Below are 24313 nucleotides of genomic sequence, written 5' to 3'. Positions count from 1 at the left end.
CCCAACGCGACTTCTTGCCCCACAGGCAATGCCCCAACTGCAGTACGAAAAGGAAGAGATACACACTTTGAGCAGCCACTATGACGTTCTTGGAGTCTCCCGCGACGCAACGGGGGAGGAGATCAAGAAGGCCTACCGGAAACTGGCCCGGACCCTGCACCCGGACGTGAACCCGGGAGAAGACGCCTCGGACCGGTTCAAGGCGGTCACCCACGCCTATGAGGTCCTCTCCGATCCGCAGAAGCGCCGTGTTTATGACACCACCGGCAACGAGAACGGCACCGACAACGGCTTCGGCGGCGGCAGCTACTCCGGCCAGGGCTTCGCCTTCCAAGACATCTTCGAGACCTTCTTCGGGGCGGGCGGCGGCCAGGGCGGCCCGGCGTCACGGGTCCGCCGCGGCCAGGACGCGCTGATCAGCGTGCGGATTGACCTCCGCGACGCGGTGTTCGGCGTGAACAAGAAGCTCGAGGTCGATACGGCGGTCATCTGTCCGACGTGCGAGGGCTCCTGCTGCCGCGAGGGCACCCACCCGGTGCGCTGCGACATCTGTGGCGGCAGTGGCCAGGTCCAGCGCGCCGTGCGCTCCATCCTGGGCCAGGTCATGACCTCGGCCCCCTGCGGATCCTGTGAGGGCTTCGGCACCGTCATCACGGATCCCTGCAACGAATGCAGCGGCCAGGGCCGGATCCGCAGCCGCCGCTCGCTGACCGTCAAGGTACCGGCCGGCGTCGCCACCGGCACCCGCATCCAGTTGTCCGGCCAGGGCGAGGCAGGGCCCGCCGGCGGTCCGGCCGGGGACCTGTACGTGGAGATCCGGGTCAACAACGACGCCACGTACGTCCGCGACGGCGACGACCTGCACGCGAGCCTCAACATCCCCATGACGGCCGCCGCACTCGGCACCGAAATCAGCCTCGACACCTTCGACGGGCAGCAGGAGATCGACGTCAGGGCCGGCACACAGTCGGGCGAGATCATCACCCTGCGCGGCCTCGGTGTCACCCACCTGCGCGGCCACGGACGCGGCGACCTGAAAGTGCACCTTCAGGTCGAAACGCCGGGCAAGCTCGATTCCGCCCAGGAAGACCTGCTCCGCCAACTGGCCAAGCTGCGCGGCGAACACTTCACGGCCGGAAAGCTCGCGGCCAGCGGCGGCGTCTTCGCCAAACTCCGGGACCGGCTCGGTAACCTGTAGCGGTGAGTAACCCGGTCTTCTTCACCGCCCCCGGCACCTTGGACCAGCAGGTCCCCGGCTCCGCCTTCGTCCTGTCGGGCCCTGAGGCCCGCCACGCCGTCACCGTCAAGCGGATCGCCGTCGGCGAGGCCGTGGACATCGCCGACGGCGCGGGTAAACGGCTGACCGGCACGGTGAGCGCCGTAGCGCCCGGTGAGCTGACCGTCGAGTGCCTCGACCTTGCGGATGAGCCCCGGCCCGGGACCAGGCTGGTCCTGGTCCAGGCCCTCGCCAAAGGCGACCGCGACGAACTTGCGGCCGAAACAGCCACCGAACTGGGCATCGACGCCGTCATTCCCTGGCAGGCGGAGCGGTCCATTGTGCGGTGGAAGGCTGAACGGGCCGCGAAGGCGCACGCCAAATGGCAGTCGGTGGTGGCGGCAGCGGCCAAGCAGGCGCGCCGTGCTTGGATTCCGGAGGTCCGGGCGGCGGTCGACGGCGCCGGGCTGCAGGCGGCCGTGGCGGCCGCAGACCTCGCGGTCATCCTGCACGAAGATGCTGTCCGCCCGCTGCGGCAAGTGCTGGAATCATGGCTGGAAACCGCGCCGCCCGGCGACGCCGGGTCCCGTGAAGTGCTGTTGATCGTGGGCCCTGAAGGCGGCATCAGCCCACGGGAGGTGACCAGGCTGTGCGACGCAGGGGCAGTCACAGCCCTGTTGGGGCACCATGTTCTGCGCTCGTCCACCGCGGGGCCCGCCGCCACCGTGCTGGTCAGCGACATCCTCGGCCGTTGGTGACCGGCTGCCGGCGTGGTGGCCTCTTGACGTGAAGGCTATTTGGCGCGCAGGACTATTCTTCGCGCCAGACTATATGACGCGCCAGACTATCTCCCAGACTATTTGACAGTGAAGCCGCGGGTGTCCTGGAACACTTCCTTGGCGCTGTCGGACGCGTCCACCTGGGACACCCGGACCTCGTAGCTGCCCGGGCCGAGGTTCACGGACAAGGTGAACAACCCGGACTGGGTGGAGTCGGCCGAGGCCGTGGCGTTGCCGTTGAGATAGGCCGTCTTAGTGTTGTCCCCGTCGCCGTCGACTTTAAGGATCGCCCAGCGGAGCTTCCCGCCCTGGACTGTGCTCCGGCCGCTGATCTTGACCGAACCGCCGGCCACGGACGTGCCTTCCTGCGGATCAATGATCCACACAGGTGCCACCATCCCGGCGCTGCGGGACGTGGGCTCGCCCAGCCGGACATGGTTGAAGGCCACGTAGTCCGTGTGACCGTCAACCAGCACAACCACCTGGGCCTGCTGTCCGGCATCGATGAGGCCTGCACTGGCCGCGGCAGCCGTCGCCGTGTAGATGAGCTGCTGGATGGCGCGCTCGGCCATGGCCGCATCCACGTTGCTGTTGAAGGCATCCGCGGAGACATCCACCGTGATGACATTCTTGCCGGAAATCGACGTCGCCAGCTTCTTCGGGTTCTGCCAGGGCGTGAAGAAATCCGGGTCCAGCGGCGTCTGGGACATCATCACCCGAAGGGCGCGGGTGACGGGGTTGTCCTGATCCGGAACGTCACGGAACTCGCGGTAGAGAAACGCGTTGTCATTGCTCCGGCCGATCCAATACACCGGAGCCTTGTTCGACGTCTGGGCTGTTTCGAGCGGAGCGCTGGTGGTGGGGACGCCCGAGGCCGGGACCGGAATGAGCTCCGACGGGCTGCTGGAGTTTGTGATGCCGTCCTGCGGCGTCGCCACGCAGCCGGACAGGAGGAGGGCGGCGGGCAGCGCCAGGGCCAGCGCGACGCGCCGGACGCGCCCCACCGACGACTGCTGAACTTCACGCTTCCTGATGCCGCTGTCCCTTCCTGCGCCCCGCGTTCCGCGGCGATGATCCGTGTGTAGCCGTCGTAGACCGCCGGTGGCCGCGCATGCTTCACCTGCCGGAGAGCGGCCCGGCCATCCTGGGACGGCCGGATTCCAGCATGGCACACGGGCCCGGCGCGACAGCCGGGTTTCGGCCCCGGCGCCGGAACTGCAACGGGAACGATATGAGGCCGATACAAAGTTGATACCTAATTCGCGCCAGTCATTGGTTCCTTGGCCGGCGTGGAAGGCCGGCTCACGTCCTTCTACAGCTCTATCCTGCGATGAGCTCCCGGACTGGCCCTTCGTGCAGGGCCAAGTAAACATCGTCTCGGATCTGATTCGCCTCTGGATCTGTCATGGTCCTAGCGAGCGGACGCAGCACCAGGCGTACCAGGGCATTGGCCTGGCCATCGCAGATGCGAAGTCGCTCCTGCGCTGTTACGGGGAGGTCGCGATACGGAGTTAGGGCCAAGAGTTCGACGCTTTCCAGATCCTCGGCCTTTTCGCCTAATGCTGTTCGCACTCGGTCGCCGAGCACTTCAGGATCCGTTTCCGCGGGCACCACGATGGAGATGTCCCTGCGGATAGAGGGCATTTGAGAGACCGGTTTCCACCGGGACAGGTCCAACATCTGCCGTTCGATTCTCTCGTCCGTAGACCTAAGCAACCTGATGTCGGGGATGCCTTTGCGGAGCATCAGGGCCCGGTCCAAACCCATCCCCAGAGCCAGTCCAGACCACCTTGTGGGATCCAGGCCAGCTTCGGAGAATAGATGGGGCGCCATGAGCCCGCATTCTGCTAGTTCGAGCCACTCTCCTTCCATGAGGACGTCGACCTGCAGGCCTGCTCTGGTGTAGGGATGAACGGCTGGAACTGCGCGCCATCGTGCACCCGGAAGCACCGCCTGCACCAGCGATCCGATCATTTCCTGCAGGTTGTCGGCGTCGAGTTGTTCCCGCGAGCTGACGCGCCACAGGTCGACTTGGTGGGGAGTTCCCACGTGGGTGCGGTCGATGCAGTCGCGGCGATAGACCAGACCGGGGATGGCCCAGAGCTCGTCCATGGAAGCGTCGTCGTCCAATGCCCGCAGTTGCGACGGGATGGAAGCCGACGTGTGACTGCGGAGCATGACCGTTGGGCTGAGGTAGTGGGAGTATCTTTGATCCCGCGTTACGTCCGACGCGTCGAACCCCAAGCGGTCGTAATTATCGGCCACACTCACCAGGGGGCTGTGGCGGACGATTCGTGCTGGCACTCGCCATTCGCGGCAGAGGGCGTCGATGATGCCCTGCAACAGCGTCTGCATCGAATGGGGCCCGCCGTCCGGATTTGACAGATCGCGGATGGTCAAAGCGTCGTGGAGCTCGCAGGGACGGAGATAAGTGAGCATTGCAGGTCCTTGTGTTCGGATTCGAGTGGTGGTTTTCTCCCCCCGACTCAACCCGGCGCCAGGACCTAGGCGCGCGCCTCAGAGCCCTCGCGACCGGAGACCGGTCGGGGGCATGTAAATCGTCGCGTAGACAGCATGCGATGACTATACCCCCAGTGCGCAGCGCGAGCGCGTTTGCCGCGGATCAGCGGTCTGGTTCTAGTTGGCTCTGAGCGTCAGTGTGTCTGCTCCGCTCGTCCACTTGAGCACTCCGTCGGCAGATGTCATCTCGACGGGACGCTGCAGGAACTGCAGGACCCACTGCTCCCGGGCTCCGACGTCCCCGGCACATCCCATGGCGCCGACCGCAATATTCCCGACGTGGAGCGTATTTCCACTGATCGTGGCGGGACCGCTTACCGGGTTGCATGGAGTTTTGACCGCCAGTTGGAGCGACCCGGCCACAGTGGTTAGCTGCGCGGTCACTGCTCCGGAGGCCAACCAAGGAAGATTTTTGCCGTTGGCCGTGCCGGAGATGCTGGCGTACGGGGAACAGGAGGCTGACGGCAGGAATGTAGCGCAGGTTTCGATTGGGGCCGTGGACTCTGTCTGCGAATTTAGGGGCCCGGCGGGCGGGGTGGGGCCGGCCATTCCGGGACCACTCGTGGTCCTGGCTGCGCAGGACGTCATTAGCATCCCGCAAAGCAGGACGGAAGAGAGGCATCGCCAGAACTGAGTGCGCTTCATCGTGTTCCCCCGACGGCCGACATTTGTCGGAGCCTATCTGCGGGTGCGAACTTGTCACGAAGCGGCAATCTGTGTCCTCTTCACTTGCGTCGCTTGTCCTTCGCCGTCAGAGGTGTCGAAGTACTTCGGTGTAGGAATCGTGCGCGAGGGACAGTCCAAGGGCATCGTCAGGGCTGAGCCAGCGTATTTCGGAGTGCTCGTCCGTGGCCAAGTTCGCAGGATCGCCTGACCACGTGTCCAGGACCCACCCTGAGAGCGCCAACCCGTGAGGTGAGCCCTCGTTGTCCTGGACCGTAAACGTGGGAGCGTTCCTGGGCGGGACTACTCTGACTGCGACTTCTTCGAGGAGCTCCCTGGCCAGCGCCTCGCCGGCTGATTCGCCATCCTCGATGTGGCCGCCCGGAAAGTCCCACATTGCCGGGTACCACTTCGCTGACGGGACCCGGCGGCACATCAGAACGCCTCGTGGCCCAATGAGTACGCCGACGGCAATGCGGTGGGTCATCGCTTGTGATCAACTCGGTGAGCTGAAAAGACGAGAGAATCCCGCCACTCACCACGAATGAGCTTGTCCGCCCTCCGCAATCCAACCTGGACCATCCCGATCTTCTCAAGCACTCTCGCCGAAGCGGTGTTTTCAGGTCTGCAGGTGGCCGTAATGTCCCGCAGTCTGAGGGTTTCTTTGCCGAACCTGAGGAGCGAGGCTGCGGCCTCTGTCGCATACCCGCGCCCCCAGTGATCAGCATCAAGCACATACCCGAGCTCGCCCCGGCCATGATCAACGGAGAGTCCGACAGAACCAAAGGGATCGCGATTGGGAAAAGTGACAGCGAAAGTGAAGGCGGTCCGCACCGAGTCGCCTTGGGCTGCAACGCACATTTCGAGGAATTCCTGAGTGTCGCCGGCCGTATTGGGTCCCCAGTCCACGTACTCGGCGATTCTCACGTCAGAAGCAAACGAATGCACCGCCGCGAAATCACCCAGGGTGTACTCGCGAAGCAGGAGGCGTTCAGTCTGCAATTCCATGCCTCCATCATGCCGTAGCCGACGCATCGGCCTAGCGGATGGTCCGGCAAGAGGTCCGCGTCGCATACGCCTCGCGGCCACAACCTGGTTGATTCCCGGTTGAGCGTTGAATTCAGAGAATGGGACTCTCGCGTGGGTCAAAACCTGAGAATGTTCAATTCCCCGGCCGGCTCGAAACCCAGCCGTGCGTAAAAGTCGCGTGATTCGGCTGAGGGGGAAAGCACCATCCGTACGGCTTTGATGCTTTGCGAGAACTGGATCGATGCGTCCACGAGCCGGCCGCCGATTCCGGCGTTCCTGAATTCCGGAAGCACGTAGGCGTTTCCCAGATAGACCCACCGGGACGATTCCGTCCCTGGTTTGGGCATCCGCTCGAAAATCATCAGGTTGAGCATCCCGACTAGTTCGCCGCCGTCATCGGCCACAAAGAACTTTCGAGGACTTGCATCCGTCCATTCTCTAAATACGGCATCGAAGGCTGGATCGTCCTTGAGCGCAGGCTCCTGTTCGGCCGCCCACGTGGTTCTTAGCGTCGCAAGGCCGGCCACATCACTTGGGCGTCCTTCGCGAATGATGAGCATGGAATTACCCTACGTTGGCGGTGCGGCCGCATCCCATCGCTGGGTCCGCGGGGCGACATCAAAGGCGGATCTAAAGTCGATTAGGTTGAACATATGTTGATCACCAAGCTGCACGACGCAGAGCCTGACATCGACACACAGCAGGTCAACCTCATCGTCGCCTGGAACCTGCTCGAGGACGAGGGGCGCGCCGCATTTCGGGACGCTGCAGGCGTTGACCAGGCGACGTGGGAACGCGGCCGCGCCTGGGCTCTGTCGATTGGCGTCATTGCCTATCCCTACTATCTGCACACCAACCCAGCGTAGGCCCGGGTTTCGAGATATCAAATCGAGCAGGTCGTCACCGACATCTCGCGGACGGCATGAAGCATCTCGACTGCGCCCTTGAAGACCAATTCACCGGCAGTCATGGCCTGCGGACACGTCAACGCCCCTACGAGGGCCCGAAGGGTTTGTCGACGAGGATGGCGGCCTGCGGGTGGTTCTCCATGGTTCTTGGTGAACGCACAAGCTGGGCGCGCATCACAAAACCCTGCTCGGTGAACCGGAGCGCCACGTCGTCGGGGGCGTGCAGTTCTGCACGGAGTTGGACATCGTGTCCGTAGGCCCGGTCAATTGTGCGGTGACCGCTGCCGGCGTGGAAGGCGATCAGCGCCGAGCCGCCCGGGCGGAGCGCTCTCCAGAACTCGCGCGCGATCGCCGGCAGGGCTGTCGGGGGCGAATGGATGATCGAATACCAGGCGAGGATGCCGTCTGCAGCGGCGTCGGCCACCGGCAGGTCGGTCAGTTCTCCCACTTCGAACAACAGCTCCGGATGAAGCCGTTGCGAGACGCGGACCATTTCGGGCGACAGGTCGACACCGCTGACGTTCAGCCCGGCGTGGCTCAGGTAGCTGGTCATTCGTCCGGCACCGCATCCGACGTCGATCACCAGCCGGTCCGCCGCGGCGCGCATGTGGGCGATGAAGTGGTCCACCATGGCCATATCCAGAGGGGCCTCGAAGCTTGTATCCGGGAGCACAGTTGAATAAGCCTCGGCAACTGTGTCATACGCGGATCTGACGTCCAACAGGTTCTCGGAGTTTGCCATCGACCGAGCCTAGCGGCCGTGGCCGGCGAACCCCAGCTACCGGTGGATGGGTGAGTCATCTTCGGAAACACCTACGTGTAACGCCCGAGGCCGGATTCCCGTACGGCGTCGGGCGCGCCGCGCTGGCGTAAGATGGAAGGACCCGTTGACCCCGGCCGCGGGCGGTGCGAACCGCCGTCGGTACGGATCACGGCGACCGACCATATTCATACTGGAGGGGACCAGAGGCCCGCGGGCCAACACCATGACTGAAGCAGCGAACGGCAAGGCCCGGTTCAGCGCCCGAGAACGCACCGCAGGGGAATTCCCCCACTCCCTACCAGGGCTGCGGACGGAGGTGGTCGTGTTCGACGACTCAGAACAGATGGTCCAGTCGCTGGGCAGCCATGACGAAGCCCTGCGATTCATCGAAAACCAGTTCCCTGCCGTTGATTTCCATGTTCGGGGGAACGAGCTCGCCATCAGCGGTCCTGCCGCCGACGTGCCGCGCATCATGCGCCTGCTCAACGAGGTGCGCGGGCTGGTGGCCAGGGGCACTGTCATCACCCCTGCCGTCCTGCAGCAGCTCGTCTCCCTGCTCCGCAGCCAGTCACTGCAGAACCCCGTGGAAGTGCTGACCACCAACATCCTTTCCACCCGCGGGAAGACCATCCGGCCCAAGACGCTGAACCAGAAGAACTATGTGGACGCGATCGACGCGAACACGGTGATCTTCGGGATCGGGCCGGCCGGTACCGGCAAGACCTACCTGGCAGTGGCCAAGGCCGTCCAGGCCCTGCAGCAGAAGGAAGTCAGCCGCATCATCCTGACCCGTCCGGCCGTCGAGGCGGGGGAGCGGCTTGGCTTCCTGCCGGGCACCCTGAGCGACAAAATCGACCCCTATCTTCGGCCCCTGTACGACGCCCTGCACGACATGATGGACCCCGAATCCATCCCGCGCCTCATGGCCGCCGGCACTATCGAAGTCGCCCCGCTGGCCTACATGCGCGGCCGGACGCTCAACGACGCCTTCATCATCCTCGATGAGGCCCAGAACACCACGCCGGAACAGATGAAGATGTTCCTCACCCGACTGGGCTTCGGTTCCAAAATGGTGGTCACCGGCGACATCACCCAGGTGGACCTTCCCTTCGGCACCCGCTCGGGGCTCAGGATCGTCGAGGAGATCCTGCTGGGGATCGAGGACGTCAACTTCTCGATCCTGGATGCCTCCGACGTCGTCCGGCACCGCCTGGTCGGGGACATCGTCAACGCCTACAGCATCTGGGATGAAGTCCAAAGGAACCGGGTCAAGCACTCCGTTGCCCGGGAAACGCGGGGAGAACACGCATGAGCATTGAGGTCAACAACGAATCCGGCGTCGTCGTGGACGAGTCGGAGCTCGTGGCTCTGTCGCGTTTCATCTTCGAACGCCTCTACATCCACCCGCAGGCGGAACTGTCCATCCTGCTGGTGGACGAACCGGCCATGGAAAAGCTGCACCTCGAACTGATGGATGAGCCCGGCTCCACCGATGTCCTTTCCGTGCCCATGGACGAGCTCACCCCGGGCACGCCGGACAAGCCCACGCCGCAGGGCATGCTCGGCGACATCGCCATCTGCCCCCAGGTGGCCGAGGTCCAGGCCCGCAACGCCGGTCACTCCACCCAGGACGAGATGCTGCTGCTGGCCACGCACGGCATCCTGCACCTGCTGGGCTATGACCACGCCGAGCCGGAAGAAAAGGAAGAGATGTTCGGGCTGCAGCGCGAACTGCTGACCGCCTTCACCGGCAAGGCGGCCCCGTCCGAGACGGTTCAGTGACCCCACTGATCCTGGCCGGCATGGCGCTGGTGTTCCTTAGCTTTGCCGCGGTGCTTACCGCTGCCGAGTCCGCGTTCAACTTCCTGCCCCGGCACGACGCCGAACAGGCGGTCCTGCACAGCAGGGGCACGTCGCTCAAACGCATCCTGGCGCAGCCCGTGGGGCACATGCGCGCCCTCCGGTTCTGGCGCGTCTGGTTCGAGATGGCAGCCGCCGTCGCCGTGACTGTCCTCCTCTACAGCATGCTGGACAACGTCTGGCTCGCCGGCCTGGCGGCCACCGGCATCATGGCGGTGGTCGGTTTCGTGATTGTCGGGGTGTCCCCGCGGCAGCTCGGCCGGGTCCACTCCGCCGCCCTGGTCCGGTTCAGCGCCCCGCTGGTCCGGTCCCTCTACGCCGTGCTCGGCCCGATCCCGGGCTGGCTGGTGCGGCTTGGCAGCATCGTAGCCCCCGGCGCGCCCGCCGACAGCGAGGCGTTCTTCAGCGAAGAGGAATTCCGCGAACTCGTGGACCGCGCCACCGAATCCGACGTGATCGAGGACAACGAGGCCGAGCTGATCCAGTCGGTCTTCGACTTCGGGGACACCCTGGTCCGCTCCGTCATGGTGCCGCGGACCGACATCCTCACAATCGACTCCGGGTCCAGCCTGCGGCGTGCCATGTCGCTGTTCCTGCGCTCCGGGTACTCGCGGATCCCGGTCATCGGCGAAAACACGGACCAGATCCTGGGCATTGTGTACCTCAAGGACGTCGCCGCGTCGCTTCACAACCTCGGCCCCGACGAGGAACCGCCCGTGGTGGACGAACTCGCCCGCGAGGTCCGCTACGTGCCGGACTCGAAGCTTGTCAGCGACCTGCTGCGCGAACTCCAGAAGGAGTCCACGCACGTTGCGATCGTCATCGACGAATACGGCGGGACGGCCGGACTGGTCACGCTCGAGGACCTTATCGAGGAAATCGTCGGCGAGATTGTGGACGAATACGACACCGAAAGCGCCGAGGCCGTGGCCCTGGGCGACGGAAGCTACCGGGTCAGCGCCCGGATGAGCATCGATGACCTGGGAGAGCTCTTCGACCTCGAGCTCGACGACGACGAAGTGGACACCGTGGGCGGCCTGCTCGCCAAGGCCCTCGGGCGGGTGCCGATTGTCGGCAGCGCCGTCCAGGTCCACGGGCTGTCCCTCCGCGCCGACCGGCTCGAGGGCCGGCGGAACCGCGTCAGCCACATCATTGCGGCCGCCGTAGCAAAAGAACAAACTGACCTTGAAGACCTTCTCGACGAGGCCGCACCAATCCAGCAGGGAGTCTCACGTGAGCAAGCAGAATAAGTCCGACGGCGAAGCAGCCTACGGCGGCTACCGCGCCGGGTTCTCGGTGCTGGTGGGGCGGCCCAATGCGGGCAAGTCCACCCTCACCAACGCCCTGGTCGGCCAAAAGGTCGCGATCACCTCGGCCAAGCCGCAGACCACGCGGCACACGATCCGTGGCATCGTGCACCGGGATGACGCGCAGCTGATCCTCGTGGACACCCCGGGCCTGCACCGCCCGCGCACGCTGCTGGGGAAGCGGCTGAACGAACTCGTCGCCGACACCCTCGCCGAGGTCGACGCGATCGGCTTCTGCCTGCCGGCCAACGAGAAGATCGGCCCCGGAGACAAGTTCATCGCCGCCCAGCTCGCCGCCATCGGCAACAAGCCGGTCATCGCGATCGTGACCAAGGCCGACACCGTGGACCGCCAGGGCCTCACCGAGCAGCTGCTCGCCGTCGCCGCCCTGGGCCGCGAGGTGCTCGGCGAGGACGGCTGGAAGGACATCGTCCCGGTCTCCGCCACCGACGGCTTCCAGGTCGAAACCCTTGCCGACGTGCTGATCAGCCACATGCCGGCGTCGCCGCCGCTGTACCCGGACGGCCACCTGACGGACGAGCCGGAAGCCGTGATGATCGCCGAACTCATCCGGGAAGCCGCCCTCGAAGGCGTCCGCGACGAATTGCCGCACTCCCTGGCCGTCGTCGTCGATGAGATCGTTCCGCGGGAAGGCCGGCCCGAAGACCGGCCGTTCCTGGACGTCCGCGTCAATCTGTACGTTGAGCGGCCCTCCCAGAAAGCCATCATCATCGGCAAGGGCGGCGCCCGGCTGCGCGAGGTCGGGACCAACGCGCGCAAGGCGATTGAGGCGCTGCTCGGCGCCCGGATCTACCTCGACCTGCATGTGAAGGTCGCCAAGGACTGGCAGCGTGACCCGAAGCAGCTCGTCAAACTGGGCTTCTGAGCCGGGCTCTATTTAGGCCCCTATTTAGGCCGCTGGCCCTTCCCGCCGCTCCCAAGAGGGGGCCCATCGGCGTTTTCTCAGATTCGGACTCTAAAATGGGCTGACTCCCCGTTCGTTTAGGAAGGCTCAACAAGTGGTTCGACCCCGTGACAACCGTGCCGACGGATCCGCCCCGCCGGTTCGGTCAGCCGCCGCTGCCCGGCACACGGCCGATCCCGCCGTTGGTCCGGCCCGCCACCTCGGAGCCGTCCGGCGGACCCCTACCTGGCTGAAGGTAACCACGGGCGTGATTGCCGTGCTCCTGGTGGGCGTCATCGCGTTCGGTGCTTACTGGGCCATCCGGCTTCAGGGCAACCTCACCAAGGCCCCGCTGAGCGCCGGCAGCATCAAGTCCGAGAACGCCGTGAATGACTCCACGGACCGGATGCAGATCCTGATCCTGGGTTCGGACACGCGCGACGGCAAGAACTCGGAGTACGGCACCAGCGATGACGCGACCGGCTACGGGCACTCGGACGTGATGATGCTCATGGATATCTCGGCGGACAACAAACGGGTCAATGTCATCAGCTTCCCCCGCGACCTGCTGGTCGACATCCCCAAGTGCAAGGATCCGAAGACCAACAGGGAGTACCCGGCCCAGACCGGCGTCATGATCAATTCGGCGATGTCCGAGGCTGGCATCGGTTGCGCCGTGGACACCGTCAACAAGCTCACCGGCCTGGAGATCGACCACTTCATGATGGCCGACTTCAACGCCGTCAAGGAACTCTCCAACGCCGTCGGTGGCGTGCAGGTGTGCGTCAGCGACGCCGTGTACGACCCCGACTCGAAGCTGCGCCTGCCCAAGGGCACGTCCACGGTCCAGGGCGAGCAGGCATTGTCGTTCGTCCGAACCCGGCACGCCTTCGGCGACGGCGGCGACCTCGGCCGCATCAAGGCCCAGCAGGGCTTCCTGTCCTCCCTGACCAGGAAAATCAAGGACGACGGCACCCTCACCAACCCCGCCAGGATGCTCGGCATCGCGGACGCGATCACCAAGAACCTGACCATCGACGACGGCCTGGCCTCGGTGCCGACGCTGCTGACCGTGGCCAACCGGCTCAAGGACATCGACGTCAAGAAGGTGGCCTTTGTGGCCGCGCCGACCGTCCCAGCTGTTTCCGACATCAACCGGCTGCAGTTGGCCGAGCCCGCGGCGTCCCAGCTGTTCGACGCCATGCGCAAGAATGTTGACCTGACCGATCCGACCGCGACGCCCAGCGGGTCCCCGGCTGCCAGTGCAACCCGCACGCCGACCCCGAGCGCCCCCGCACCGGCCTACGACAAGACGCTGCAGCCCGTCACTGTGGCCAACGGCTCAGGCGTGCCGGCCCGGACTCAGGCGATCATGCAGGCCATCAAGGGCGCCGGCTTCACGCAGGTGGGCCAGCTGACGGCCCAGCCGGTCGCGAAAACGGCTGTTTATTATGGTGCGGACTACGCCGACGTGGCTGCTGACGTCGCGGCCGTGCTCGGCGTGGCGCCGGGCCAGGTGCTCCCGGCTGCCGGCGTCGCCGGAGTCCAGGTTTATCTGGGCAGCGACTTCGCCAACGGGACGCCGACAGCAGCTCCCACGCCGCAGCTGCCTTCGGACATCGTCAACCAGACAGCCGGCGACACCGTCTGCCAGCAGGCGAACCCGGCGCTGATCACCCGCTAGGCCGACGCCGGCGGCCACGACGACGCACGCAACGACGAAGGGCCGGCCTATGGCCGGCCCTTCGTTGGTACCGCAGGCGTCAGTCGCCGCCGGTGCGACAGCCCGAAGGCCTCACCAGATGCTGACGCGCTCCTGGGGTGCCATCCACATGCCGTCCTGATCGGTGACGCCGAACGCTTCATGGAACGCATCGAGGTTCTTGGCGATGGCGTTCGTACGGAACTCGTTGGGGGAATGCGGGTCCGTCGCCAGCCGGCGGATGGCTTCTTCCTTCCGGATGACCTGCCGCCACCCTGCGGCCCAGGATGCGAAGAACCGCTGGACCCCGGTCATCCCGTCGAGCACCGGGGGTTCCTGCCCGTCGAGGCTGATCAGGTAGGCCTTGTAGGCGATCGTGAGGCCGCCGAGGTCCCCGATGTTCTCACCGAGGGTGAGCTTGCCGTTGACGTAGTGGCCGGGGGCGGCCGTGGGGGAGAGGGCGTCGAACTGTGCCACCAGCCTCGAGGTCAGGGCCTCGAAGGCGGTGCGGTCTTCCTCGGTCCACCAGTTGCGCAGCAGGCCGTTGCCGTCGTACTGCGAGCCCTGGTCATCGAAGCCGTGGCCGATTTCGTGGCCGATCACGGCGCCGATGCCGCCGTAGTTGACGGCGTCGTCGGCGTCGGCGGTGAAGAACGGAGGCTGCAGGATGGCGGCGGGGAACACGACCTCGTTGAGCAGCGGGTGGTAGTAGGCGTTGACCGTCTGCGGGGTCATGAGCCACTTTTCGCGGTCCACGGGCTTGCCGACTTCGTCAAGGTGGCGGTCGACGTCGGCGCTGTGCGCGCGCTCCACGTTCCCGAGCAGATCGGCGGGATCGACCTGGACCGCGGAGTAGTCGATCCACTTGTCCGGGTAGCCGATCTTGGCGCGGAAGGAGTCCAGCTTCTTGAGCGCTTCGAGCTTGGTTGCCTCGCCCATCCAGTCCAGTCCCGTGATGGAGTCCCGGTACGCCGCGATGAGGTTGGCGACAAGGGTCTGCATGCGGGCCTTGTTGCCTTCCGGGAAATGTTCGGCCACGTAGATCTGGCCGACCGCCTCACCGAGGCCCGCCTCGACCACCGCGACGCCGCGCTTCCAGCGGTCCTTGATCCGCGGCGTACCGCTCAGGGTGGTGCCATAGAAGTCGAAGTTTGCATCCACGAACGCAGAGGACAGGTACGGGGCGGCCGCGCTGACGACGCGCATGGCGAGCCATTCCTGCCAGGCGGCCAGCGGTTCGCTCGCCAGCAGTGAGGCCGCACCGGAGAAGAAATCGGGGGTGCTCATCACGATCTCGGCGCGCTTCTCCCGCTCGATGCCGGCGGCGTCGAACCAGTCGGCCAGCAGCGGGAAGAGCTCCGCGGCCTCCCCGGCGGACTTCAGGTTGTACGTCTTTTGCGGATTCCGCAACGTCACGTTGTCCCAGTGGTGCGAGGCCAGTGAAGTTTCCAGCGCCACTACGCGGCCGGCCGCGCCCTCCGCGTCCGCCACATCCGCGAGGCCCAGCATGGCCTGAACGTGCTCCCGGTATGCCTGGACCATCGGGGCGAACTTCTCTTCCCGGTAATACGATTCATCCGGGAGGCCGAGGCCCCCTTGGCCGGTGTAGAGCAGCACCCGGTCCGGGTTTCCGGCGTCCGGGGCGGGGTAGATATAGAAAAGCCCCGAGACATCGGCGCGGAAGAGTCGTCCGGCCAGCGCCACGAGTGCGGGCACCGACGTCGTGGCAAACACCTCCGCCAGCCGCGCCCGGAGCGGTTCCAGGCCCTTGGCTTCCACCGCCGCTTCGTCCATGAAGCTGTTGTACAGGTCCCCGATCTTCCGCTCGATGCCCGTAGCCTCTGCACCACGCGCGGCGGCCCGCGCGATAATTTCCTTCACAGCGAGCTCCGAAGCGTCGCGCAACGCGGTAAACGTGCCCTCCAGCGGCCGGTCGTCCGGAATGACCGTGCTGTTGAGCCAGCCGCCGTTCACGTGCTGGTACAGGTCATCCTGCGGACGGACGCCGGCGTCGATGGTGGACAGGTCGATCCCCGAAAGTGGCACGGATGCTCCTTTGAGAGGCAGTCCGGCACCTGAACGTTTGTCGGCGCACGGTCTGCATGGTGGACGTTACGGTGGTCTGGCTCCTTCATCTTACGCACCCGTGTTACTGTGAAATTGTGCGCGCAGAACTGCTTCTTCTTAGCTGCCGCGGCGAGGCCTCAGACGCGATCTAGCGCAAGGCCCACCCTCGCTGCGGAGTTTGTGTTGCCCGGCCACCCTTTCACCAAGAATCACAGAAAAGGCCCCGATTGTAATGCGAAACGCACAGAAGCCCTCAGGAATGCCGGTCCACCGTTACATCCCGTTCCAGGACCAGATCACCGTTGAACTGCCGGACCGCACCTGGCCCGACAAAGTCATCACCAAGGCCCCGCGTTGGTGCGCCGTGGACCTGCGCGACGGCAACCAGGCCCTCATCGATCCCATGAGCCCGGCCCGCAAGCTGAAAATGTTCGAGCTGCTGGTCCGGATGGGCTACAAGGAGATCGAGGTCGGCTTCCCCTCGGCATCGCAGACGGACTTCGACTTCGTCCGGCAGCTGATCGAGGGCAACCACATCCCCGACGACGTCACGATCCAGGTGCTGACCCAGGCCCGTGAACACCTGATCGAGCGGACCTATGAGTCCCTGGTCGGCGCGAAACAGGCGATCGTCCATCTCTACAACTCCACGTCCGTCCTGCAGCGCCGCGTGGTCTTCAACCAGGACGAAGACGGCATCCTGGACATCGCCCTGCAGGGCGCCCGGCTGTGCAAGAAGTACGAGGAGACCCTCGTCGATACGCACATCACTTACGAATACTCGCCCGAGTCCTTCACCGGAACCGAGCTGGAGTACGCCATCCGCGTCTGCAACGCGATCGCCGACGTCTTCGAGGCCTCGGCGGACCGGCAGGTCATCATCAACCTGCCCGCCACAGTGGAAATGGCCACCCCCAATGTCTACGCCGACTCGATCGAGTGGATGAGCCGGAACCTGCACCCTCGGGAAGGCATCATCCTCTCCCTGCACCCGCACAACGACCGCGGCACCGGCGTCGCCGCCGCCGAGCTCGGCTACCTGGCGGGCGCAGACCGGATCGAGGGCTGCCTCTTCGGCAACGGCGAGCGGACCGGAAACGTCGACCTGGTGACCCTGGGTTTGAACATGTTCGTCCAGGGCATCGATCCGATGATCGATTTCTCCGACATCGACGAAATCCGCCGCACGGTGGAGTACTGCAACCAGCTGCCGGTGGCCGAGCGGTCCCCGTACGGCGGAGACCTCGTCTTCACAGCGTTCTCCGGCTCGCACCAGGACGCGATCAAGAAGGGCCTGGAGGCCCTCGAAAAGGACGCCGCCGTTGCCGGCAAGGACGTGGCCGACTACACCTGGCAGGTCCCGTACCTGCCGGTCGACCCGAAGGACCTTGGCCGCAGCTACGAGGCGGTCATCCGGGTCAACTCACAGTCCGGCAAGGGCGGTGTCGCGTACCTGCTCAAGAACGAACACAGCCTGGACCTGCCCCGTCGGGCCCAGATCGAGTTCTCCGGCGTCATACAGAAACGGACCGACACGGTTGGCGGAGAAGTCAGTGGACCTCAGCTGTGGCAGGTCTTCCAGGACGAATACCTGCCCTCGGGTTCGGCCGACACGCAGTGGGGCCGTTACGCCCTCGGCTCGATCAGCACCGAGACTGACGAGGACGGCGCCATGACCCTGACAGCCGCCCTGAAGGTCGACGGAAACCAGGTCCGCCGGACCGGGACCGGCAACGGCCCTATCGCGGCCCTGCTGAGCATCCTGCGCGAGGACGGCGTGGACGTCCGGGTCCTGGACTACAGCGAACACGCGCTCTCCGAGGGCGGCAGCGCCCTGGCTGCCGCGTACGTCGAATGCGCCGTGGGGGAGCGCGTGCTCTGGGGCGTGGGGATCGACGCCAACACCAGCACGTCCGCCCTCAAGGCCGTCATCTCGGCCGTGAACCGCGCTATCCGGGACGCCCGCGCCTGATTCGTCCGCCGGCACGGCATGCGCCGGCACGGCATGCGCCGGCACGGCAGACACGGTTGACCCGACGCACACTGCGCCGCCGGAACACTCCGGCGGCGCAGTGTTCTGCCGCGGCGTTTTACCTCGGAGGTGCTGCCCATGCCGTGATTCCGCAAGGACAGTGCGAAGATTGACTGTGGCCCAACAATCCTTCGCAGCGCGCGCCTACCGTGATGACGCCGTCGTACTGCGCACCCATAAGCTGGGCGAGGCCGACCGAATCATCACCCTGCTGACAAAGCACCACGGCCAGGTGCGTGCGGTGGCGAAGGGCGTCCGCCGGACCAGCAGCCGATTCGGCGCCCGGCTGGAGCCGTTCATGGTGGCCGATCTCCAGCTAATTTCCGGGCGCACCCTGGACGTCGTCACGCAGGCCGTGGCCAAGGGCGCCTACGGTGGGAACATCGCGGCGGACTATGGCCGCTACACGGTTGCGGCCGCCATGACCGAGACAGCGGAGAAGCTCACGGACGTTGACGGCGAAGCCGGAACCGCCCAGTACAATTTGCTGGTTGGTGCACTCGCGTCCCTGAGCCGGGGCGACCACGCCTCTGAACTCATCCTGGATTCCTACCTGCTCCGCGCCCTCGCGACCGGCGGCTGGGCGCCCAGCTTTACCGACTGCGCCCGGTGCGGTGCGCTCGGGCCGCACACTGCCTTTTCCGCGCCGCTGGGCGGCATGGTCTGCGCCGAGTGCCGGCCGCCGGGATCCCCGGCGCCGGCCGCGGAAACCGTGCTCCTGCTTGGTGCCCTGCTCACCGGGAACTGGACGACGGCGGATGCCTCCGAGTCGGTTCACCGCCGGGAAGCGGCCGGCCTGGTGGCCAGCTACCTTCAGTGGCACCTGGAGCGAGTCCTGAAATCCCTCAAACATGTGGAGCGAACGTAAAAGTGGCATTGGGAAGAAGCTTGGGAAGAAACCTGGAGAAGAGCCAGGGGAAGCAGGCCACCGTCCGGCGGCGGACCACCCCGGTGGTGGCTCCCTATCCGCATCCGTCCGGCGCTGTTCCGCCCGCGATTCCCGCGGAGTTCATTCCGAGGCATGTAGCGATCGTCATGGACGGTAACGGGCGCTGGGCGAACCAGCGCGGCCTGCCGAGGATCGAGGGCCACAAGGCGGGGGAGCCCGCCCTGCTGGACGTCATGGCCGGCGCGATCGAGCTGGGAGTCGAGCACGTCAGCGTGTACGCCTTCTCCACCGAGAACTGGCGGCGGTCCCCGGAAGAGGTGCGCTTCCTGATGGGCTTCAACAAGGACGTGCTGCGCCGTCAACGGAACCAGCTCGATGACTGGGGGGTCCGCATCCGCTGGTCCGGGAGGCGTCCGAAACTCTGGGGCTCGGTGATCCGCGAACTCGAAGAGGCTGAGGACTACACCCGCGGAAACAGCACCTGCACCTTGAACATGTGTGTCAACTATGGCGGACGCGCCGAGATCGCCGACGCCGTCGGCGCGATCGCGGAGGAAGTGGCGCAGGGCCGGCTCAAGCCGGGCGCCATCACCGAACGGACCATCCAGAAGTTCCTGGATGAACCGGACCTGCCCGACGTTGACCTGTTCCTGCGCAGCTCCGGCGAGCAGCGGCTGTCCAATTTCATGCTGTGGCAGTCGGCGTACGCCGAGTTCGTGTTCATGGATACCCTGTGGCCGGACGTGGACCGCCGGACGCTGTGGGACGCCGTCGAGATCTATGCCCAGCGGGACCGCCGCTACGGAGGCGCGGTGGACGCCGCCCCCGTGGCAGGCAACCAGGGCACCTGACCGGCTTGCAGGACCGGAACCCTGCCTGCGTGAGACCGGCCTCTGCGTACCGGAGGCGGGGCACCACCGCCGTCGTGGTTCGCGTCAATCGAACACGTACGCCCTGAGCCACCGGGACAGCCGGGAATAGGCGTCTGCGCGGACCCGCGGCGCGGAGAGGAAGACGTCATGCAGGGCGCCGTCAATCCGCTCCAGCGTGACGGTCCGGCCCAGGCTCAGTGCGCGGAGGGCGATCGTATTCACGTCCAGGACCGCATCGGTGCGGCGCATGGACTCCTTCCAGAACATCCCGTTGGCGCTGGCGCCCGAAATCAGCACCAGGATTGGCACATCGATGTTCAGGCCGCGCGCCACCTTGGACTGCCCGCTCAGCACGGCGCTGAGCCAGCCGGCGCGGACCGGAAAGGCATGCGGCGGACGGTAGGCATCGTCCAGGGCCCATTCGCCCTCCGCGGCGCTGCTGATGCTGCGCCAGTAGAAGGCACGCTCGGGCAGCCGGATCACCGACTCTGGCCAGAACCGGGCGAACGGCTCCACCATGGTCCGCGCGGCCCGGCGCAGTGCGGGGCTGCCGTGGACCTCCAGCCACGGGCTGTCCAGGACCAGCTGCGATGCCACCCGCGGATGCCGGTCGGCCCACAAAGCCGCGATCAGGCCGCCGGTGGAGTGGCCCATGAGTATCAACTGCGGCGCCGCGCCGGGCGGCCGGAGCGAGCCGATAATGCCGATCGCTGCGGTGATTTCGGCGTCGTAGTTGTCCAAGTCCGCGACGTAGCCGCCGTGCGTGCCAGGGCGCAGGCTGCGGCCGTGGTTGTGCATGTCGAGGGCGAAAAACTCACATCCCTGCCGGGCCCAGAATTCCGCGAGTTCCTCGTTGAAGAAGTAGTCACTCCAGCCGTGCAGGAACAGCACGGCCCGGGCCGGCAGCGTGGATTGTGCCGGCGCGAGCGGGGTATGGCGGACCAGGGTGGCAGTGCGCAGCACACCGTCAGGGCCAGCCGCCTCGAAGGCGCACGCCTGGAAATCATCCCCCAGTATGTCGGTCCGCCACTGCATCGACTTTCCTCCTGCGCTGTTGCCTGCGCTCCTGACTATGCTGCGGACGCCGCGGCGCGGCCCGCCGCACGTCCGGAGAAGAGACACCCGCCCAGGAACGTCCCCTCGAGTGCCCGGTAGCCGTGAATTCCGCCGCCGCCAAACCCTGCGGCTTCACCGGCGGCGAACAGCCCGGGTACGGGCGCCCCGGTGACGTCCAGGACCCGCGACTGCAGATCCGTGTGCAGGCCGCCGAGGCTCTTGCGCGTCAGGACCGAGAGCCGGACGGCAAGCAGTGGACCGTGGCGCGGATCCAGCAGCCGGTGCGGTGGCGCCACCCGCATGATCTTGTCGGTGGCGAAACGGCGCGCGGCCCGAATAGCCGCCAGCTGCGGATCCTTGCCCATCCCGCTGGAAAACTGCCGGTCCCGGTCGCGGACCAGCTGCTCCAGGGCCGCGGGGTCAATGAGGTGCCCGCCCGTCAAATCGTTCATTTGGCCGGCCAGAGCGGCGGGGTTCTCCGCCTGCAGGAAGTCGACTCCGTGGTCCACGAACCGCTGCAGCGGCGTGTCGCTGCCGGGCTTCAGCCTGGTGGCCAGCAGGCGCACATCCTTGCCCGTGAGATCCGGGTTCTGCTCAGACCCGGACAGTGCGAACTCCTTCAGGGCGATTCTCCTGTTGAGAACGAACCATGAATGGGCATGCCCCGTGGCCAGGATGTGGCGGAGGGCGCCGAGGGAATCGAAGCCGGGAAACAGGGGAGGGGGGAGCGTCCGTCCCGTCGCGTCCAGCCACAGGGCCGACGGCCCGGGCAGGATCCGGATGCCGTGCAGCGGCCAGACCGGGGCATGGTTGTGGATGCCCTCCGGGTAATGCCACATCCGGTCGCCGTTGATGAGGCTACCGCCGGCCCGTCCCACCGCCGGCAAGAAGTCCCCGTCCACGGAAGCGGGCACGCCGCTCAACATCTGCTCCGGCGCCACGCCACCGGGCCACTGCCTGCGGACCGAATCGTGGTTGCCGCCGATTCCGCCGCTTGTCACCACCACGGCGGCGGCCGTGGCCTCGAAACTGCCGGCCGGGCGCCTTGCAGAACTTTCGCCGCGCTCCGCACTGCTGGCCTCGAGTAGTTCGCCGCGCACGCCGCTCACCCGGCCCGCGGTCTTCACAAGCTCAGTGGCGCGGTGGCGGAAGTGGAAGGACACGCGCCCGGCGGCTTCGCCCTCGCGCAGTTTGGCAAGGAAGGGCGCCACCAGGGCAGGTCCCGTGCCCCACGCGACATGGAAGCGCGGGACAGTGTTGCCGTGGCCGTCCGGGCCGTAGCCGCCGCGTTCGGCCCACTGCACCAAGGGAAAGAGCCGGACGCCCAGCGATGCGAGCCAGGCACGCTTCTCCCCGGCGGCGAAGTTCACGTACGCCGCCGCCCACTCCTTCGCCAGCGCGTCCTCCGGCCTATCGAATCCCGCGGACGCATGCCAGTCGGCGAGGGCCAGCTCTTCGCTGTCCCGCACCCCGAGCCGCCGCTGTTCCGGGGAGTTGACCAGGAACAGCCCGCCGAAGGACCAGTGCGCCTGGCCGCCGACGGAGGCCTCCGGTTCCTGATCGAGCACCGCCACCCGCCGGCCGGCGGCATAGGCCTGGGCCGCCGCGACAAGCCCGGCCAGGCCCGCCCCGACCACCACGACATCGGCCTCGATCCCGCGCCCCGGCGCCCCGCGGCCACCCGTTCCGACACCATCATTGCTGGTCATGGCTTCATGCTAACTCGCCCCGGCGCTCTTCGGCCGACGGCCCAGGGCGCGGGGCGCCGCAGTCACAACCGGCTGTCACAACCGGCTGTCACAACCGGCCTCCGGCCGAGTGCTGGTTTGGTCTGCGCGGCCCGAACCGGAAAACTAGGGGCATGCGCGTATATCCCACATTCTTCCGGCTGGCCTTCTCATGGATGGACGCCGAACGCGCCCATAAGATCGGATTCAAGGCCATCCGGCTCGCCCACACCTGCGGTGCCGGGCGGCTGCTGCAGAAGTTCACCGACCCGGCGCCGTCCCTGCAGACCCAGGCGTTCGGCCTGACCTTCCCCTCACCGTTCGGACTAGCGGCCGGTTTCGACAAGGAGGGCCACGGCATCGAGGCGCTGACCGAGCTCGGCTTCGGCCATGTGGAAGTCGGCACCATCACCGGTCAGGCCCAGCCCGGGAACCCGGCGCCGCGGCTGTTCCGCCTCGTGGAAGACAGGGCCGTCATCAACCGCATGGGGTTCAATAACGACGGCGCCGCGGCGGTAGCCCCGCGGCTGAAGTCCGCCCGCGCCGCCCTGCAGCGCCACCGGCCCGGCGTGCGGCCCGTGATCGGGGTGAACATCGGCAAGAGCAAGGTGGTTGGACTTGAGGATGCGGTGTCTGATTACCTCATCAGTGCGCGCAGCCTGGCACCCGCGGCCGATTATCTCGTGGTGAACGTCAGCTCGCCCAACACGCCCGGCCTCCGGCTGCTGCAGGACGTGGAGACGCTGCGCCCGCTGCTGGCCGCAGTGGGCGAGGAGGCGGACAAGGCCGCGGGCCGCCACGTTCCCCTTCTGGTCAAGATCGCGCCCGACCTCAGCGATGAGGACGTCGACGACGTCGCGCGGCTGGCACTGGACCTTAAGCTGGACGGCATTATCGCCACCAACACCACAATTGCCCGCGCCGGGCTCGTCTCCAGCCCGGACAAGGTTGAAGCGTGTGGGGCCGGAGGTCTTTCCGGGGCGCCCCTGAAGCAACGGTCGCTGGAGGTCCTGGCCCGGCTCAAGTCCGTGACGGGCGGAGCGCTGACCCTCGTCTCGGTGGGCGGTGTCGAAACAGCGCAGGATGTGCAGGAACGGCTGGACGCCGGCGCCACCCTCGTCCAGGGCTACACGGCTTTCCTCTACGAGGGCCCCTTCTGGGCCGCCCGCATCAACCGGCTGCTGGCCATGCACCCGAGCCGTCGCTAGGCATCACGGGGCGAGCATGCCCCGGACAGTTCGTTGCAAGCGAGAAGCCCCCGGCAGATGACTGCCGGGGGCTTCTCGGTTTTAGAAGGCTAGGAGGGAATGTCAGGCGGGGAACTCGCCGCGGTTGACCTGGGGCTTGGGCAGGCGCAGGCGGCGGAACTGAAGGGAACGCATGGAGCCGTACCAAACGGTGCCGCGCTCGACCTCGCCGAACTTCTCGCCAAGGCGCTTCTTGAGCTTGCGGGAGAGGATGAAGACGTCCACGAAGACCGCGAGGAACATGACCCAGAAGGCGCCCAGAACGTAGACCATCTGCCCGCTGGAGGCTGGCACCAGCAGCGAGATGATGACGAACAACAGGGCACCGAACATGAGGTACTCGCCCAGACTGAAGCGTGCATCGACGTAATCACGGGCGAAACGCTTCTGCGGACCCTTGTCGCGGATGGGCAGGAACTTCTCGTCACCGCTGTCCATGGCCTGCCGCATCTTGAGCCGCTGCTCCGTGACGGCGGCGCGCTCGGCAGCCTTGGAAGCCTTGCGGTCCTCCGGAACGAGGGGCCGCTTGCGGGCCGCCACCTGGGCGCTGCGCTTGGGCGTGGGTGCGCCCTTGCCTGTCACGGCGCCCCGGGCTGCTGCCTCGGCTGCTTGCTGGTCAACTATGTCCTGCGCCGATGGCGCTTCCTTTTTACGTCCAAACACCCCTAAAGAATACCCCGCAGACACGGGTCCGAGACCCAGCCCACACGGCGTTGGCCCGGCGATGACAGTGTTTAAGGTTTAGCGTGATCCAGCGCACGGGTAGTGTTTT

Annotated in this window: 23 protein-coding genes; 12 read left to right on the top strand and 11 right to left on the bottom strand. The window is 66.2% G+C overall.

All coding sequences use genetic code 11. The annotated features are described in order from the left end of the window. Window positions 1-67 precede the first annotated feature (67 nt). On the top strand, window positions 68-1198 hold the full coding sequence (dnaJ, locus tag BLQ10_RS07640) for a molecular chaperone DnaJ (protein ID WP_091560284.1): 1131 nt from the start codon (window positions 68-70) through the stop codon (window positions 1196-1198). 2 nt (window positions 1199-1200) lie between these two features. Beyond that, the gene (locus BLQ10_RS07635) at window positions 1201-1974 is read left to right on the top strand and encodes a 16S rRNA (uracil(1498)-N(3))-methyltransferase (RefSeq protein WP_091560282.1); all 774 of its coding nucleotides are present in this window, start codon (window positions 1201-1203) and stop codon (window positions 1972-1974) included. A 98-nt stretch (window positions 1975-2072) separates the two neighbouring features. On the opposite strand, the gene BLQ10_RS07630 is transcribed toward BLQ10_RS07635, so the two are convergent. From BLQ10_RS07630 to BLQ10_RS07605, 6 genes are all read right to left on the bottom strand, one after another. After that, on the bottom strand, window positions 2073-2999 hold the full coding sequence (locus BLQ10_RS07630) for a GerMN domain-containing protein (protein WP_091560281.1): 927 nt from the start codon (window positions 2997-2999) through the stop codon (window positions 2073-2075). Window positions 3000-3315: 316 nt separating this feature from the next. Next, complete coding sequence (locus BLQ10_RS07625) at window positions 3316-4434, bottom strand: PheS-related mystery ligase SrmL (protein ID WP_091560279.1); 1119 nt, start codon at window positions 4432-4434, stop codon at window positions 3316-3318. A gap of 198 nt (window positions 4435-4632) precedes the next feature. Further along, window positions 4633-4899: an META domain-containing protein gene (locus BLQ10_RS22700; protein ID WP_254785451.1), complete on the bottom strand. Its 267-nt coding sequence runs from the start codon at window positions 4897-4899 to the stop codon at window positions 4633-4635. A gap of 367 nt (window positions 4900-5266) precedes the next feature. Next, the gene (locus tag BLQ10_RS07615) at window positions 5267-5665 is read right to left on the bottom strand and encodes an NUDIX domain-containing protein (RefSeq protein WP_091560275.1); all 399 of its coding nucleotides are present in this window, start codon (window positions 5663-5665) and stop codon (window positions 5267-5269) included. Further along, entirely contained in the window at window positions 5662-6186 is a 525-nt protein-coding gene (locus tag BLQ10_RS07610) for a GNAT family N-acetyltransferase (protein WP_175558518.1), read from the bottom strand. Before BLQ10_RS07610 ends, BLQ10_RS07615 begins: the two co-directional genes overlap by 4 nt. A gap of 137 nt (window positions 6187-6323) precedes the next feature. Further along, window positions 6324-6767 carry a GNAT family N-acetyltransferase gene (locus BLQ10_RS07605; protein ID WP_091560271.1) on the bottom strand — a complete coding sequence of 148 codons (444 nt, stop codon included), beginning with the start codon at window positions 6765-6767 and terminating at the stop codon, window positions 6324-6326. Window positions 6768-6860: 93 nt separating this feature from the next. Here BLQ10_RS07605 and BLQ10_RS07600 point away from each other — a divergent pair, with 93 nt between their 5' ends. Further along, window positions 6861-7073, top strand: coding sequence for a hypothetical protein (locus BLQ10_RS07600; RefSeq protein WP_091560268.1), 213 nt, complete (start codon window positions 6861-6863; stop codon window positions 7071-7073). A 127-nt stretch (window positions 7074-7200) separates the two neighbouring features. Here BLQ10_RS07600 and BLQ10_RS07595 read toward each other — a convergent pair whose 3' ends face one another. After that, the gene (locus BLQ10_RS07595) at window positions 7201-7857 is read right to left on the bottom strand and encodes a class I SAM-dependent DNA methyltransferase (RefSeq protein WP_091560264.1); all 657 of its coding nucleotides are present in this window, start codon (window positions 7855-7857) and stop codon (window positions 7201-7203) included. 244 nt (window positions 7858-8101) lie between these two features. On the opposite strand from BLQ10_RS07595, the gene BLQ10_RS07590 reads away from it, so the two are divergent. The 5 genes from BLQ10_RS07590 to BLQ10_RS07570 all read left to right on the top strand — a co-directional run bounded on the left by BLQ10_RS07590 (window position 8102) and on the right by BLQ10_RS07570 (window position 13633). Then, window positions 8102-9190, top strand: coding sequence for a PhoH family protein (locus tag BLQ10_RS07590; RefSeq protein ID WP_091560261.1), 1089 nt, complete (start codon window positions 8102-8104; stop codon window positions 9188-9190). Then, entirely contained in the window at window positions 9187-9660 is a 474-nt protein-coding gene (ybeY, locus tag BLQ10_RS07585; protein ID WP_091560259.1) for an rRNA maturation RNase YbeY, read from the top strand. Before BLQ10_RS07590 ends, ybeY begins: the two co-directional genes overlap by 4 nt. After that, window positions 9657-10988: a hemolysin family protein gene (locus BLQ10_RS07580; protein ID WP_091560257.1), complete on the top strand. Its 1332-nt coding sequence runs from the start codon at window positions 9657-9659 to the stop codon at window positions 10986-10988. The genes ybeY and BLQ10_RS07580 overlap by 4 nt, the downstream gene beginning before the upstream one ends. After that, a complete protein-coding gene (gene era / locus BLQ10_RS07575) occupies window positions 10972-11931 on the top strand; it encodes a GTPase Era (protein WP_091560256.1) in 960 nt (319 codons plus the stop codon). The genes BLQ10_RS07580 and era overlap by 17 nt, the downstream gene beginning before the upstream one ends. 133 nt (window positions 11932-12064) lie before the next feature. Beyond that, window positions 12065-13633, top strand: a complete 1569-nt coding sequence (locus tag BLQ10_RS07570; RefSeq protein WP_091560253.1) for an LCP family protein — start codon at window positions 12065-12067, stop codon at window positions 13631-13633. Window positions 13634-13744: 111 nt separating this feature from the next. Here BLQ10_RS07570 and BLQ10_RS07565 read toward each other — a convergent pair whose 3' ends face one another. Further along, the gene (locus tag BLQ10_RS07565) at window positions 13745-15697 is read right to left on the bottom strand and encodes a M13 family metallopeptidase (RefSeq protein ID WP_091560251.1); all 1953 of its coding nucleotides are present in this window, start codon (window positions 15695-15697) and stop codon (window positions 13745-13747) included. Between the two features lie 253 nt (window positions 15698-15950). Here BLQ10_RS07565 and leuA point away from each other — a divergent pair, with 253 nt between their 5' ends. From leuA to BLQ10_RS07550, 3 genes are all read left to right on the top strand, one after another. Next, window positions 15951-17690: a 2-isopropylmalate synthase gene (leuA, locus tag BLQ10_RS07560; RefSeq protein ID WP_091560249.1), complete on the top strand. Its 1740-nt coding sequence runs from the start codon at window positions 15951-15953 to the stop codon at window positions 17688-17690. Between the two features lie 175 nt (window positions 17691-17865). After that, window positions 17866-18618 carry a DNA repair protein RecO gene (recO, locus tag BLQ10_RS07555; RefSeq protein WP_091560456.1) on the top strand — a complete coding sequence of 251 codons (753 nt, stop codon included), beginning with the start codon at window positions 17866-17868 and terminating at the stop codon, window positions 18616-18618. A gap of 20 nt (window positions 18619-18638) precedes the next feature. Further along, the gene (locus tag BLQ10_RS07550) at window positions 18639-19490 is read left to right on the top strand and encodes an isoprenyl transferase (protein ID WP_091560246.1); all 852 of its coding nucleotides are present in this window, start codon (window positions 18639-18641) and stop codon (window positions 19488-19490) included. 84 nt (window positions 19491-19574) lie between these two features. Here BLQ10_RS07550 and BLQ10_RS07545 read toward each other — a convergent pair whose 3' ends face one another. Together BLQ10_RS07545 and BLQ10_RS07540 are read right to left on the bottom strand one after the other, a co-directional pair. Further along, the gene (locus tag BLQ10_RS07545) at window positions 19575-20546 is read right to left on the bottom strand and encodes an alpha/beta hydrolase (RefSeq protein WP_091560245.1); all 972 of its coding nucleotides are present in this window, start codon (window positions 20544-20546) and stop codon (window positions 19575-19577) included. A 35-nt stretch (window positions 20547-20581) separates the two neighbouring features. After that, window positions 20582-22276 (bottom strand): FAD-binding dehydrogenase, encoded by a 1695-nt coding sequence (locus tag BLQ10_RS07540; protein ID WP_091560242.1) that lies wholly within the window; start codon window positions 22274-22276, stop codon window positions 20582-20584. Window positions 22277-22428: 152 nt separating this feature from the next. Here BLQ10_RS07540 and BLQ10_RS07535 point away from each other — a divergent pair, with 152 nt between their 5' ends. Further along, a complete protein-coding gene (locus BLQ10_RS07535; protein WP_091560240.1) occupies window positions 22429-23502 on the top strand; it encodes a quinone-dependent dihydroorotate dehydrogenase in 1074 nt (357 codons plus the stop codon). 102 nt (window positions 23503-23604) lie between these two features. Here the strand turns inward: BLQ10_RS07535 and BLQ10_RS07530 are convergent, their stop codons facing one another. Beyond that, a complete protein-coding gene (locus tag BLQ10_RS07530; protein WP_091560238.1) occupies window positions 23605-24204 on the bottom strand; it encodes a DUF3043 domain-containing protein in 600 nt (199 codons plus the stop codon). Between the last annotated feature and the right edge of the window lie 109 nt (window positions 24205-24313).

Origin of the sequence: Arthrobacter sp. ok362 (genome assembly GCF_900102785.1) — a bacterium.
GTDB lineage: Bacteria > Actinomycetota > Actinomycetes > Actinomycetales > Micrococcaceae > Arthrobacter.
This window is presented reverse-complemented; position numbering and strand designations above follow the sequence as displayed.

Excerpts from the sequence above, each read along its gene's own strand:
- BLQ10_RS07605 (WP_091560271.1), bottom strand. The coding sequence starts at position 6,767 with ATGCTCATCATTCGCGAAGGACGCCCAAGTGATGTGGCCGGCCTTGCG.
- BLQ10_RS07615 (WP_091560275.1), bottom strand. The coding sequence starts at position 5,665 with ATGACCCACCGCATTGCCGTCGGCGTACTCATTGGGCCACGAGGCGTT.
- ybeY (WP_091560259.1), top strand. The coding sequence starts at position 9,187 with ATGAGCATTGAGGTCAACAACGAATCCGGCGTCGTCGTGGACGAGTCG.
- BLQ10_RS07590 (WP_091560261.1), top strand. The coding sequence starts at position 8,102 with ATGACTGAAGCAGCGAACGGCAAGGCCCGGTTCAGCGCCCGAGAACGC.
- BLQ10_RS07610 (WP_175558518.1), bottom strand. The coding sequence starts at position 6,186 with ATGGAATTGCAGACTGAACGCCTCCTGCTTCGCGAGTACACCCTGGGT.
- BLQ10_RS07625 (WP_091560279.1), bottom strand. The coding sequence starts at position 4,434 with ATGCTCACTTATCTCCGTCCCTGCGAGCTCCACGACGCTTTGACCATC.
- BLQ10_RS07545 (WP_091560245.1), bottom strand. The coding sequence starts at position 20,546 with ATGCAGTGGCGGACCGACATACTGGGGGATGATTTCCAGGCGTGCGCC.
- BLQ10_RS07540 (WP_091560242.1), bottom strand. The coding sequence starts at position 22,276 with ATGACCAGCAATGATGGTGTCGGAACGGGTGGCCGCGGGGCGCCGGGG.
- leuA (WP_091560249.1), top strand. The coding sequence starts at position 15,951 with ATGCGAAACGCACAGAAGCCCTCAGGAATGCCGGTCCACCGTTACATC.
- BLQ10_RS07600 (WP_091560268.1), top strand. The coding sequence starts at position 6,861 with ATGTTGATCACCAAGCTGCACGACGCAGAGCCTGACATCGACACACAG.
- BLQ10_RS07535 (WP_091560240.1), top strand. The coding sequence starts at position 22,429 with ATGCGCGTATATCCCACATTCTTCCGGCTGGCCTTCTCATGGATGGAC.
- BLQ10_RS07595 (WP_091560264.1), bottom strand. The coding sequence starts at position 7,857 with ATGGCAAACTCCGAGAACCTGTTGGACGTCAGATCCGCGTATGACACA.